The sequence below is a fragment of the Roseiconus lacunae genome (genome assembly GCF_008312935.1).
GTDB lineage: Bacteria > Planctomycetota > Planctomycetia > Pirellulales > Pirellulaceae > Stieleria > Stieleria lacunae.
Genome location: NZ_VSZO01000017.1, coordinates 24670 through 38523, shown reverse-complemented (window position 1 = coordinate 38523; position 13854 = coordinate 24670). Strand labels below are relative to the sequence as shown.

Here is a 13854-nt window from a genome sequence, read left to right as displayed (position 1 = left end):
GCGTATCACCGATGCGTCACGGACTTGAAATTTTGATCAATGCCCCCGTGCCACCTGCAAAGTTCTCGTCCACGACCCAAGCGTTGCGAAGCAGTACATATAGGTCTCCGTTGGGAGAGAAACGAATATCAACAGGGCGTCGAATTCCTGCAATAAACTCCGATGATTCCTTTGGTGCTTGAGGATCGATGAACTTGATGTTCCCAAGTACAAAGTCGGCAAAGAAGTATTTTCCGCGGAAGCGTTTCGGCCACTTGCTTTCCGATGGGCAGAAGTCGCTTCCGTTGATTGACGATTGCCGGTAAATATGGATCGGACCAGTGATGCCCGGTTCTTCGCTCGGGCCATGATCGGTCTTCGGCCAGCCGTAATTCGCGCCCGCGATCCCGCGATTGATTTCTTCAAATTTGCCGCCGACGTCATTGATCAGCATGTCACCGCTTTTGTCGAAGGCCAGTGAGAACGGATTGCGACACCCTTTGGCCCAGATCGCTTGGTATTTGCCCTCGGTTTGGCTCAGGAACGGATTGTCATCTGGGATGGATCCATCGGGATTGAGTCGGAGGATCTTTCCTTGTAAGGCGTCCATTCGTTGCGCCGGGGCTCCGGCGGTCTGCTCTCCCAATCCGATGTAGAGCTTCCCATCGGGGCCAAAGTGAATCGCTCCGCCTTGATGTCCGGCAGGAACATTGCCGCCAAATTTACTCTGGTCGTCCCCGCGAAACAAAATCTCTTCGCTTCCGGGAATGGCAACATCACCGTCGACTTTGAATCGAGCCACTCGATGGTGTGAGAAGGGTTCGGCTGCTACATAAAGGACATAGACGTATGGATTGGTGGGAAAGTCAGGTGCGACGGTGACACCGATCAAACCGCGTTCCCAATTGAACTCAACGGGGAGTTCAATCATTGGTCGTTCCAGCAATCCCGATCCTGGCTTTACGATTCGAAGCTTGCCCTCTTGTTCACAGATCAGCACCCTGCCATCGGGTGCGATATCCATTCCGACCGCCCCGGACAACCCGGTCGCGACCGTCGTCATCTTGAATCCCGGGGGCAGTGTCACCGGACCGGAAATACCATTCCCAAACCGGCCGTTGCCGGGACCGAGAGATTCGAGGTAAGCGATCAAATCCGTGAACTCTTCGTGTGAGAGTTGATTCGCAAGCCCCGTTGGCATGATCGAGGTCGTCGAGACTTTTGAGTCCTCGATGGCATCCCTTTCGATGACGATCGTTTGTCCGCCCGCGTCCGCCAAAGTGATGCTTCGATCGTTAGATTCTTTTTGGATCCCACTCGTCGTTTTTCCATCGCTCGTCAAAATAACTTTCGTTTCGTAGCCGTAGCCGATTTGCCGAGAGGGATACAGCAGAGAGTCTATCAAATGGGGGCGATCAAACTTCCCACCGATCTTCGTCAGGTCCGGACCGACTTGACCGCCCTGCGTTCCGATGCGATGACAGACCGAACATTTGGTTCGCTGGTCATTAAACAATTGCTTCCCAACTTTCGCGTCACCTCGATGAGTGAGCGCATGCTGTTGTAATTCTTCTATCAGAGCGATGTCGCTCGCCGCGTTCGACTCGACCGCCGTCGTTTCAGCGATCGAGACCGCGGCTTGTTCGTTTGCCCATTGATCGGCATCTTGATGGTTTGTTGATTCGACCAATCCGATCGAGAAACTTCGTGGGACATCGCCTAGGAATTTCTGCATGCCGTCACGGCCGAACCCAAAGACGGTCATCCTACGGTTCATCTGATAGAACCGATCCGGGGAGTTGTCGTCTTTCAGGTGCGCCAGGACAACCATGCGATCCAATTCGGCGTCACCGAAGGCAATCCACTCGGTTTGCCGCTCGCCTGTGCTGATGCTGGGCGCATTGATATCGCCTTCATGGTTCACGGTCAGCGGATGTTTGGTGGCAGAATCAGCTGTCATCCACCAATCGGAGTCATCGTATTGCCCTCCCGGGATTCCTTCGTACAAAACCCAGTACGCATGACCTGGTGGCATTCGCTCCATCGTGAATGTGCACGATGATTCGGTAAACGTGTAGCGCCCTTTCCACAACTGGTTGTCAGAGAGTGCCGATATCACGACGCGATGTGGTGAGGCGTGCTCGATCGTTGTGGTGCAGCGATCGGTCCCGCTATTTAATGCATGAAAGTAGTTGCCCGCTTCTTTGAAGACGGCATTCGGAAAACCGCGGTACTCTCCACCCGCCGCGGTACCTTCGGTTGGATCGAAACCAATCCAGTCATTGCCGTCTTGGTCGACAAGGCTCGCCAATCCGGCGCCGATTTTGTCTAGGTAGTACGTCGCTTTGGGTGTCTCGACCCGGTAACATTCCAACCCATGAACTTGTGCCGTGGAAACTGACACCGGATTGGGTTCTGGCACATGGCTGCGAATCATTAGTGCGGGCCCCGGGGCCATGATTTCGATGCCATGGTGTTCCGTGCTTGAACGTAGCACCAGTTTGTTCTCGCCTTGAAGCAACCAGCTTCGGTCAATGGGGACGCGGGAATAGACCGTCTGGTGATCGTGTCCTTCGGCGATCGCGACTGGATGTCCGTTTAACGTGAAGTAGTCGTTTATGTCGCCCGCACCACCGGTCCAGGCGACGACATGAAGTTCGACGGATTCGATGTTCGCTGGGTCGATGTCGAGTTTGATCGTGCACTGCTTCGTCCGGTTCGCTCTCGACCAAAACGGTCTCGGTAAATCGTCCGAATGGTACAACGTGACCTTGTTCGCAGGATCCCGCTGAATCGCAAACGGGGCAGACAGCGAAGTTAGAAACCGGAAATCATCAGGGCCGGAAAAATGGATGATCGCTCGTACCTGAATCCCGGTTTGTTTTGGCAATAGCGATGTTTCCCAGCGAATCGTGGCCAGACCAGAATCGGTCGCGGATGGATGTGAGTCATCCGAACCCGGATAACGGGTTTCCTCGGCAGTCCAGGTTGCGACCTGATGCCAATCGGCACGCGAACCGTTTCCGTTTTCGTCGTAGCCAACGTATCGAGCCTCATACCGAACGGATTTGACTTGGTCGTGCGACGCCTTCGGCGATTGAATCGACAAGACAAAGCCTTCAATTGAATCGTCTGCCGGATGAACATTAACGGTGGCATCAAAGTCGGCGATGCCGAAGTCCTTCAATCGATCGTCGTCACGATCGAGTCCGATGCACAGGGTGGCTCGGTCAACAAGGTAGTGCCCCCAAAACGTCTCCCCCGTATCGCATGCGAATTGCATGGAGTTGTAACCATTGACCAGATCGGTCGGTCGCAAGTTAAACGTCGGCGACTGGTGTGTGCATTGATCGGACGCCGTGCCAACTTCGGGAAAGAAGTAAGTGCTTCGTCCGTTGATCGTGACGCGTTTGTTTAGTGTTCCCGGGTGCCCACCCCAGACGTCGAGTTCTAAATCCGCACGCCGAATCGTTCGCAAGTCCTCATCAATACGAATCCTTGCCAACCCGCTGGAACGCGTCTCACTTCGCGACGCAAACTTTGGATGTGTCGATATTTCTGCTCCGTTAACTCGCAACTGTCGTCCGTTGAAGTGCGGGTTGGCGTATGCTTCACCAGGCTGGTAGTGATATAGTTTTTGAAATCCTGAATCGTCAATCGCTTCGTACGCAAGACGGCGAAATTCGTCGCGTGTATTCAGGTGATCGTGCGGAAAGACTTGCGTCATCAACACGCCGACGAATTGTTCTTGCGGATCAACCCAGTAATACGTGTTAAAGATTCCGCCCCAGGAGAAGCTGCCGACTGAGAATTCCGATTGCCCGAAAGATCTCTCGGTCACGACCCCGAATCCCAGGCCGAACCCATCACCATGTCCGGGGAAAGGGATGGTTCGATCACCAATCTGATTCGAAGTCATTTGGTTGACCGTCGCTCGCTCGAGAATGCGAGTTCCGTTCAGTTCCCCTTCGTGCAGCAGCATGTGCAAGAACGTCATGTAGTCGGTCGCGGTCGACACCAATCCGCCGCCGCCGGAAAAGAACGTTCCCGGAGTGGTGCAGTAGTTTGCCGAGAAACGCAGGAACCCCGCCTGAACCGGAACATCTCCGACCGGCTGAAGGTTCCGGTTTTTGTCGATGGTTGTCAGTCCCGCCAACCGCTGCTGCTTAGCCTTGGGGACATAGAAGTAAGTGTCATGCATCCCCAGTGGGCGAAAGATACGCTCGCGAAAGAACTGATCAAGAGTCAGGCCCGAACTGATTTCGATGATTCGTCCCAAGATGTCGGTCGACACCCCATAGTTCCAATCGGATCCCGGCTGAAATTTCAGCGGAACGTTCGCGAGACGTTTTACCCGGTCACCGATCGTTTCTTCGATCGGTTCGAACAGATTGGGAATGTTTTGCGTTTGGTATGCGGCGTTCAGTTTCTCTGGTCCCGACCAGCCGTAGGTGAAACCCGATCGATGTGTCAACAAATCGTGGATCGTCGGTTCTCGTTTCGCTTGAACGGTTTCGGTTGCTTCCCCTTCGACACTCTTGATGACTCGCAAGTTTGCGAGTTCAGGGATGTATTTCGAAACCGGATCGTCCAGAGCGATCGCCTGTTCCTCGACCAAGCTCATGACCGCGGCGCTGGTGACGGCCTTGGTCATTGATGCGATTCGAAACAATGCGTCCGCCGGCATCGGTTGAGTTGACGCAAGCTCTCGATTTCCGACCGCTTCGATGTAGCCGACCTTTCCATGTCGACTGACGGCGGCGACCGCACCGACAAGATGCCCAGAATCCACTTCGCTTTGAAGGTAGCTGGTGATGTGCCGTAGTTTTTCAGCGGAGAGCCCGATTTTGTCAGGCGTCGTTGTGATTGGTACATCATTGGCGGCCGAATCACTGGCGGGGGAACACAGCACCGCTGTGAACGTGAGCAACAGCCAAGGGGGCATTCGAAGGCACATGGCGGATCGTGGGCAAGTCAAGAGGCGGAGTGTGAGATCGGAAAAACGACTTAGAGTTCGCGGATACGAACATTCTTCATCTCGATCTTCAGAGGTGGCCCGGCATGCAATTGCCAAGCGATGATCCCTGATGCCTTGGCATTCAATTCATCCTCATCAATCCCGACCGACATCACATGGCCGTTGATGATATGGATAAAAACATTGCCCTTAGCGATTACGACGTAGTCATTCCAGCCATCGCGTTTGATGTGCGTTTCAAGTTCATCGCCAGAGCCAACTGTCGCGATCTTTTCGATCCTTGGTTTCTTCGGGTTCGTGGGATTGCTGCGAACGATGACGACGTCACCACGCTGCCCCATAAACATGCGCCCGTTCTCTTCAAAAAACATTCCCGAGAACTTGTCTTTGCCTTGATGCATTTGGTCTTCAAAATCGGCCTGCAGCCCTTTGACGACCCATTTGTTAATCAACTCGCTGCGGTACTGAACTCCGGAATTGCCGCCGGTGACGCGGTAGGAGAATCGCAGTTCGAAATCGCCGAAGTCTTTTTTGGTGTAGGCAAGGAAAGTGTTTTTCTCGGTCGTGACATCGGCAGTGGTTTGACCGATCAGCACGCCGTCTTCGGCTCGCCAAAACCGATCATCGCCTTCCCATCCTTCCAGTGTGTCCCCATCAAACAGCGGCGTGAACACGGGCTCGTCCGCGTTCACCGAGACGGCCGCGACGATGAAGCTTGCAAACAGTATGGATCTGTAGGCGGAACGCACGCACGCAAGGGCAAAGGTATCAAGCACGTTGGACTCCGGTGGGGAAGGCGGGGAGAGTGGTACGGCCATTACCCCCCTAGTTTAACAGCTTGTCGGTGCGTCGATCGCTGTCAGGTCCGGGAAGGGAGAAAGCCGTAGCGGAAGCCGCGGAGGCTTTCGGTGATGACTAGTGGCCGAAACGCTCGGCGCGTTCCGCTACCGAGCCATCTGTGACGCTACCGGGAAAAACGTATGAACTCAAAAGCGAACGGTCGAACCTGCCGTGGGAACAGCAGATCCGACCGTCGATGAGGGTCGCTTTGAGGAGAGAACGTGGACTAGGCTACCAATCGCAGGCTGTCGGCCTCTTCGGCCTTGCCGGCAACGATGCCTTCAATGAACTCTTCAAAAATACGGACGTCGAGTGCGGACGCGGCGGCGCATTCGGGATGGAACTGGGTGCCGATGGCGAACCAGTCCATCATTTCACTTTCGATGGCTTCGATCACGCCATCGGGACAACGAGCGGTCACACGGAACCCCGGAGCGACCTCGTCGATCGCCATATGGTGACGGCTGCTGACACGGATTTCGCCGTCGCCGAACACGCGGCCGACCAACGAATCACTTTCCACTTCCAGCGTGTGGCGGTGACTGGGGTCGTGCGGGTCCAGGTGAGGAACGGCGTCGGGAAGGTCTTCCTTGATGTGCAAGAACAAGTTTCCTCCTTGCTGCACATTCATCAACTGCATGCCGGCACCGATGGCCAACAGCGGGATGCGTCGCTCGGCGATTTCTGCCATCAACAGACGATCGCTAGTTTCGCGAACCGGATCCATCGGCCGCACGCTGCTGTGCAACATGAATCCATCGTTTCGCGGGTCAAGGTCACCGCCACCGATCATCATGAACCCATCGACCAGCTCCAATGCGCGAGCGATCGATTGAGAATCGTCCATCGGTGGAAGGACGACCGGAATGCCCCCTGCTGAATCAATCGACTGAAAGTAACCTGCCGCCAGATAAGCGAAGCCAGGTTTGTTGCGATCGGCCGCCTTGAAGTCGCAGTTAATTCCGATAACCGGTTTGCGAGTCATAACATCGCTAGACATCCGACATTTCCTCATAAAAGTCGAAATAGCAAGAAAAGACGTAACAACGTGTTACATCAAACGAAACACGCGCGGTCCCTCGAACAATGAACGGGCGGGAGAGACCTTCTCGCCTTGCTTGGCGACAAAGCCGATCGACTGTTGTGTTCGAAAAGAGATGTCGTAGAGAAACGCGGTAGCGAACGAAGGAATAATTCCTTTAGAGTGCCGTCCCCGACTGGGTGATGCTGGTGCAATGTCGATCGCAGGCTCCGAAGCGACGTAGCCAGACGCATTGGGGCCAAATACGTAGGCCGCGATGCCGAAAGCGACAACACCGTTCCGTCATGGATTCCCACTTGATCATCCCTGATTGTGAAGGACCGCACTCACGGTTCACTGCCGGTCAGAAACACCTGACAACCAAGTGCCTCCCCGAGCGGGACGAAAAGTACCCGCTCAAAACCGCGAAAACAAACCTTCTCCATATCTTGTGGAAATTCGCGTCTGCTAGCACAACAGGCAGTGCTAGCATTGCGATTTTGTGCTAGCAAACGCGGCCGATTTGGGGCGTTTTGCCGCGTGTTCGATCGCTTCGCACCCGGCTCCCCCTTTGCAGTCTGCGAGGCGTAATTCATGATGAACCGACGCCTTTCTCAGTAATGATGCGAGAGTCAACGACGCGAGAGTATTTGACGTGAGATTTGACCGAGTCCGTCTGGCTTCGATCGGAGCCGTCCTGCCCGAGGAGATTTGGTCGAGCGCCGAAATCGAATCACGCCTGTCACCGCTCTACAATCGGCTGCGTCTGCCCGAAGGCCGACTGGAATTGATGAGCGGGATCGCCGAACGCCGCGTTTGGCCGACCGGCACGCAGCCCAGCGGGCCGAGTATCGAAAGCGGACGCCAGGCGATTGCCGCTGCCGGAATCACCCCCGAACAAGTGGGCTGCTTGGTCCATGCCAGCGTTTGCCGCGACTTTCTCGAACCGGCAACGGCATCGAAGGTCCACCACGGCATCGGACTGTCGGCAGATTGCTGGGTCTACGATGTTTCCAACGCATGTCTGGGGATCATCAATGGGGCGATTCAAATCGCGATGATGATCCAGTCCGGCGTGATCGAAGCAGGCATTGTCGTCGGCACCGAAAACAGCCGGATGTTGCTTGAATCAACCATCGCGGCCCTGAACCAGGACGAGTCGCTCACTCGCAAGACGGTCAAAGGCGCTTTCGCATCCCTGACGATCGGATCGGGCAGTTGCGCGTGGCTGCTAACGAACGACCGTCTGGCCCCCGAGGCAGCGGAAGTTCACTGCGGCGTTGCCGAGGCTCGCACCGAATTTCATGACCTTTGTGTCAGTGACAGTGATTCGGCTGGCGCGGCGATGCAGCCACTGATGGAAACCGACAGCGAGAAACTGATGGCCGAAGGGATCGCGACCGGTGTGGCGGGATTTGAAAAGCTGCTCGCCGAAAGCGGTTGGACCCGAGAAACGCTCCAGCGATCGGTTTGTCATCAAGTCGGGGCGCGGCACCGCACGGCGATGCTGGACGCGATGGGCCTGCCCGTCGAGACCGACAGCATTTCGTTCCCGCAACTTGGCAACACCGGATCGGTCGCGCTCCCGCTGACCGTCGCGGCGGCGGCCGACCGTGGTGAACTCTGTCATGGCGACCGAGTGGCGATGCTGGGGATCGGGTCGGGAATCAACAGCGTGATGCTGGCCGCACGGTGGGGACAGACCCCGATTGCGGGCAACATCGGCCTGCTCGCACGGTAGCCGTTTGACGTTTTTGTTCCTTCCCGGCTGATGTCGACCGGGCGTCCTGACGATGAACCGTGTTATTCGGACGTCGAGAATCGCAAAATACCGCGTTGGACTTGAAAATTGCTCGTTCAGCGGCGACACTCTGCGGCCCCTCATTGAGATTTTGCGCGTGACCGCCACCGGATGAGTCGTCCGGTGCCCCATTGCCCCAGGTTGTGGCGGCGACAAAGGGACGGATCACGCCGCCTGCAGGTCCCCGATGCCGCCTTGGCATCCGGCCGATGGCATCCCCCTTTTACTGCCGTCATTTGATGACGGCGCTGGAGAATTTGGAAGAACAATGGCACGTTACACCGGACCAAAAGCACGCGTTAACCGCCGCCTCCAAACGTTGATCTATGAAACCGCCGGTGCGGCTCGGGCGCTCGATCGCCGCAACACACCTCCGGGGATGCACGTCCGTGGCCGCCGCCCGAGTAACTACGGTGCGGCACTGCAGGAAAAGCAAAAGATCAAGCACTATTATGGATTGGGCGAGCGTCAACTTCGCCGTTACTTTGACGCCGTTTCTCGCAAGTCGGGCAACACCGGTGAGTTGTTGTTGCTGATGTGCGAGCGTCGTCTCGATAACGTCGTCCGTCGCGTCGGCTTCACTAAGACCCGACCGCAAGCTCGTCAAGGAATCGCGCACGGTCACTTCTTGGTCAACGGCGTCAAGGTCGATAAGCCCAGTTACATCCTTCGGCCCGGTGACATCGTCGAAGTCCGCGGACGCGAAAATCTTCGTAACCTTTATCGTGGCGTGATCGCCAACTCGTCTCCGGACGCATTGGATTGGGTCACCTTCGACAGCGAAAACTTGAAAGCGACCATGCTCGGCCTGCCTGGCGCCAGCGACATCAGCCTGCCAGTCGACGCGAACTCCGTCGTCGAATTCTTGTCTCGCTAATTCCGATCGCGGCCATAGCGGTTCGCCGAAGGGTTCAAATGCCTCGGCGGCCGATGGGTGCGTTCATCGTGCGTTAAGCCGACGTGATGGTGGTTCAATTGCCGCCGTCATGTCGCACATTGTCGGGCGTGCAGGTCGGTATCATTCTGTACCGAGATTGATTGCGCCGAAACGCAACCGGATTTTGAAACTCGCGATTAACATAGAGAATCATGCATAGCCCTGTAGTTGTCTTGGGCGGTGGCCCGGGAGGATATGCGGCAGCCTTTCTGGCGGCCGATGAAGGTTTGGACGTCACGATCATCGAAGCCGAACCGCGATTGGGCGGCACGTGCCTGCTGCGTGGCTGTATCCCCAGCAAAGCCCTTTTGCACGTTGCCAAGGTGATCCAGGAAGTCGGCGAGCTGAAAGAGAAGTGGGGCGTCGAGTACGCCGGCGAACCGACGATCGATGTCGACAAAGTCCGCGCCCAAAAGGACCAAGTGATCAACAACCTGACCGGTGGCTTGGGTAACTTGGCCAAGCGTCGCAAGGTCAACGTGATCCAGGCACGTGGCAGCTTTGTTAACTCAACCACGTTATCGCTCGAAGGCGATCATGAGTCGATCCCCGAAGGCGGCCAGATCACTTTCGATCACTGTATCTTGGCGACCGGGAGTGTTCCCGCGATGCCTCCGGCGTTCAAAGTCAGCGATCGGGTGATGGACAGCACCGGCGCGCTGGCTTTGCAAGATATTCCCGAAACAATGCTGGTCGTCGGCGGCGGTTACATCGGCTTGGAAATGGGCAGCGTGTACGCCCAGTTGGGTTCCAAGGTCACGGTCGTCGAGCTGGCCAAAGACTTGCTTCCCGGTGCCGATCGTGATCTGGTCAAACCGCTGGCCAAACGGATCGATAAGCTCTGTGAAGGTCGCGTGCTAACGAACACCAAAGTCGGCTCGATGGCCGAAGTCGATGGCAAGGTCGAAGTCACCTTCGAAGGCCCGGGCCATTTTGGACATGAGCGTTTTGATCGTGTCCTGGTCAGCATCGGACGCCGGCCGGTCACGCGCGACATCGGCTTGGAGAACACGTCGGTGGTGGTCAACCAGCGTGGCTTCGTCGAAGTCGATTCTCAGCAGCGAACGGCTGACCCGCACATCCTAGCCATCGGTGACATCGCCGGTGACCCAATGCTGGCCCACAAAGCGACCCACGAGGGCCGTGTCGCGGCTGAAGTGATCGCGGGCAAGACATCGTCGTTCGACAAAAAGGCGATTCCCGCGGTCGTCTTTACCGACCCAGAAATCGCCTGGGCAGGTTTGACCGAAACCGAGGCGAAGCGGGACGGGATCAACGTCAGCGTTGAATCGTATCCTTGGGCGGCGAGCGGACGGGCACAGGCACTCGGGATCACCGAAGGCCTGACGAAGTGGTTGGTCGACCCGGAATCCGGCCGCGTCCTCGGATGCGGTATCGTCGGCAGCGGCGCCGGCGAGTTGATTGCCGAAGCGGTTTTGGCAATCGAGATGGGCTGTGAAGTTCATGACGTGACCGACAGTGTCCACCCTCACCCCACACTCAGCGAAACGCTGATGAATGCGGGCGAGGTTCACTTTGGGACGGCCACGGAAATCTACAAGCCCAAGAAGAACAAGGCCCCCGTTGGCTGAGTAAGCGATGACGCAACGCGTATACATCAAGACCGTCGGCTGCCAGATGAATGTTCTGGACAGCGAAATGGTGATCGCCGATTTGAAGCGACACGGCTACACCGTCGTTGACTCACCGGAGGAGGCCGACTGTGTCTTGTATAACACGTGCAGCGTCCGCGAGCATGCCGAGGAAAAGGTCTACAGCGCCCTCGGGAAGGTGCGTCAGTCCAAGGATTCACATCCGGGAAAGACCATCGGCGTGATGGGCTGCATGGCCCAAAAAGATCAGGAACTGATTTTTAAGCGAGCACCCTACGTTGACTTGGTCGTCGGCCCCGGGCAGTTGCACACCATCCCCGATTTGCTGGACAAGGTCCGCAACGGTGATGGTCGTCAAATGGCGATCTCGCTGAATCGTAAAGACGACAAGCAAGCCGTGGTCGCGCGGTCACACGAAACGTTTGATCCGTTGCGTGACCCGTCAATGCGTCCGACGCCATTCCAAGCTTATTTGCGAATCCAAATCGGCTGCGACAAGTTCTGTACGTATTGCGTCGTGCCAAACACACGGGGTCCCGAGCAGGGACGTCCGCCGAGCCAAATCGTTTCCGAAGCCGCCATTTTGGCCGAGCAAGGCTGTCGCGAAATCACGCTGCTCGGGCAGACCGTCAACAGCTACAAATACCGCGATGAAAACTCGACGACCGATATGTCGTCGCTGTTGGAGATGTTGCATGAAGTCGACGGCATCGATCGCATCAAGTTCGTGACGAATTATCCCAAGGACATGACGGAACGTTTGTTGGTCACGATTCGTGATCTACCAAAGGTTTCGCCGTACCTGCACGTGCCGGCACAAAGCGGTAGCGACGAGGTACTCAAGCGTATGAAGCGAGGTTACACGATCGCGGATTACATGGAGATGTTTGAACGCATCGAGCGGATCCTGCCCGAAGCTGCCGTCAGCAGTGATTTTATCGTTGGCTTCTGCGGTGAAACCGAGGAAGACTTCGAAAAATCGGTCGCCTTGGTCGAGCGTTGTCGCTTTAAGAACAGCTTTATTTTCCAGTACAGCGTTCGCCCGGGAACCAAGGCGTCTGAGCGTTTCGAAGACGACATCCCACGGGAAGTTAAAGCGGAACGGAACCACCGATTGTTGGATGTGCAAAATCGAATCGCGAAGGAAGAAAATGCCAAACTGATCGGTCGGGACGTTCAGGTGTTGGTCGAAGGTCCGAGCAAAAAAGCGAGCGATCCGCACGCCGCTGTCACTCAGATGACCGGACGCACCCACTGCGACCGAATCGTTGTCTTCGACGGTAATCTGCGCCAGGCCGGGCAGTTGCTCGACGTACACGTTGATGATGTTAGTAGCCACACCTTGATCGGACGGGTCAAAACCGTCGACGTTGTCACGATCGGACTGTAAGAGATTTTTCTGTGACCGACATTCAAATGTTATCGCTGCCGTGCGGCATGACGGTGCTCGTCCAGCCGATGCCCTGGTTGCGAACGGCGGCGTTCACACTTTCTTTGCGCGCAGGGGTTCAAGACGAACCGGCCGACGGTTCGGGGTTAGCTTCGCTGGTTTGCGAAATGGTTCAGCGCGGCGCCGGACACTACAACAGTCGTGATCTAGTCGCCGTTCAAGATAACTTGGGGATGGATCGCAACAGTGGTGTCGCGACGGCCACCGTTTCCTTCGGTGGGGCGATGCCCTGCGAATCGATCGACGAAGCGATCAAACTCTATGCCGAAATCGTCCGACGTCCCCACTTGCCGGGCGACCAGCTCGAAGACGCGCGGATGATGATGTTGCACGAGCTTCGTGCGATCGAGGACGAGCCGTCGCAACGCGTGATGCGACGACTTCGCGAAATGCATTACGGCAATCGACTCGGACGTGGGAATCAAGGGACGTTTGAATCGCTCAGCTCGCTGACGATGCAGCAGATCCAAGATTTTTACCGGACCCAGTACAACGCGACACAGTCGATCCTGACGGTCGCGGGAAACGTCACCGCCGAACAGATTTTCGAGGTCGCCAAAGAGGCATTCTGCGATTGGAGAACCGGTGAACCGTCCCCGATGCCAGACCCGGATGGCACGCCGGGCTACGAACACCTGCAAGCAGACAGCAGCCAAACCCATATCGCGTTCTCGTTCCCCAGCCTTTGGTATGGACACGAGGATTACTTTCGAATGCGAGCCGGCATCGGCATCTTAAGCGACGGAATGAGCAGTCGCTTGTTCGACCGTGTGCGTGAAAAACGTGGGCTGTGTTACACCGTCTCGGCGAGCTGTCACTCGTTGCGGAACGCCGGTGGCGTGTTTGGCTATGCCGGTACTACGCCGCAGCGAGCCCAAGAAACGCTCGACGTCACCCTGCACGAGATCCGGCACCTGACCGACGACCTGCAGCAGGAAGAACTCGATCGCTGGAAAGTCCGTATCGAAAGCGCCTTGATCATGGAGCAGGAATCAAGTGCCTCACGCGCGAGTTCACTTGCCAGTGACTTTATTCAACTCGGTCGGGCGATGCCGACCGAAGAACTGAGCCAATTGATCGAATCGTTGACACTCGATGATGTCCGCGATTACTGGATCCAGCACCAGCCGTCTGATTATCGAATCGTCACGCTTGGGGTTGAACCGCTGACAGTTGCGTCAAGCGCATAAGGTACTCCAATAAGCCGACGGGCATCAGGAATGTGACGTTGTTCC

The 13854-nt window shown here is 56.4% G+C and carries 8 protein-coding genes; 5 read left to right on the top strand and 3 right to left on the bottom strand.

Translation table 11 applies throughout. The features are described 5' to 3' along the window. Positions 1–16: 16 nt before the first annotated feature. From FYC48_RS20825 to FYC48_RS20815, 3 genes are all read right to left on the bottom strand, one after another. Positions 17–4924, bottom strand: coding sequence for a serine hydrolase (locus FYC48_RS20825; RefSeq protein ID WP_160149672.1), 4908 nt, complete (start codon positions 4922–4924; stop codon positions 17–19). A 62-nt stretch (positions 4925–4986) separates the two neighbouring features. Beyond that, positions 4987–5733 (bottom strand): 3-keto-disaccharide hydrolase, encoded by a 747-nt coding sequence (locus FYC48_RS20820; protein ID WP_160149671.1) that lies wholly within the window; start codon positions 5731–5733, stop codon positions 4987–4989. 290 nt (positions 5734–6023) lie between these two features. Next, positions 6024–6797, bottom strand: a complete 774-nt coding sequence (locus tag FYC48_RS20815; RefSeq protein WP_230779957.1) for a gamma-glutamyl-gamma-aminobutyrate hydrolase family protein — start codon at positions 6795–6797, stop codon at positions 6024–6026. Between the two features lie 676 nt (positions 6798–7473). On the opposite strand from FYC48_RS20815, the gene FYC48_RS20810 reads away from it, so the two are divergent. The 5 genes from FYC48_RS20810 (at position 7474) to FYC48_RS20790 (ending at position 13809) form a co-directional block, all read left to right on the top strand. Next, the gene (locus tag FYC48_RS20810; RefSeq protein WP_149498729.1) at positions 7474–8559 is read left to right on the top strand and encodes a 3-oxoacyl-ACP synthase III; all 1086 of its coding nucleotides are present in this window, start codon (positions 7474–7476) and stop codon (positions 8557–8559) included. A 328-nt stretch (positions 8560–8887) separates the two neighbouring features. After that, entirely contained in the window at positions 8888–9496 is a 609-nt protein-coding gene (gene rpsD / locus FYC48_RS20805; protein WP_200836663.1) for a 30S ribosomal protein S4, read from the top strand. Positions 9497–9708: 212 nt separating this feature from the next. After that, positions 9709–11148 (top strand): dihydrolipoyl dehydrogenase, encoded by a 1440-nt coding sequence (lpdA, locus tag FYC48_RS20800; protein WP_149498727.1) that lies wholly within the window; start codon positions 9709–9711, stop codon positions 11146–11148. Between the two features lie 7 nt (positions 11149–11155). Then, positions 11156–12559, top strand: a complete 1404-nt coding sequence (gene miaB / locus FYC48_RS20795; protein ID WP_149498726.1) for a tRNA (N6-isopentenyl adenosine(37)-C2)-methylthiotransferase MiaB — start codon at positions 11156–11158, stop codon at positions 12557–12559. 11 nt (positions 12560–12570) lie between these two features. Beyond that, positions 12571–13809: a M16 family metallopeptidase gene (locus FYC48_RS20790; RefSeq protein WP_235034344.1), complete on the top strand. Its 1239-nt coding sequence runs from the start codon at positions 12571–12573 to the stop codon at positions 13807–13809. Positions 13810–13854: the final 45 nt, after the last annotated feature.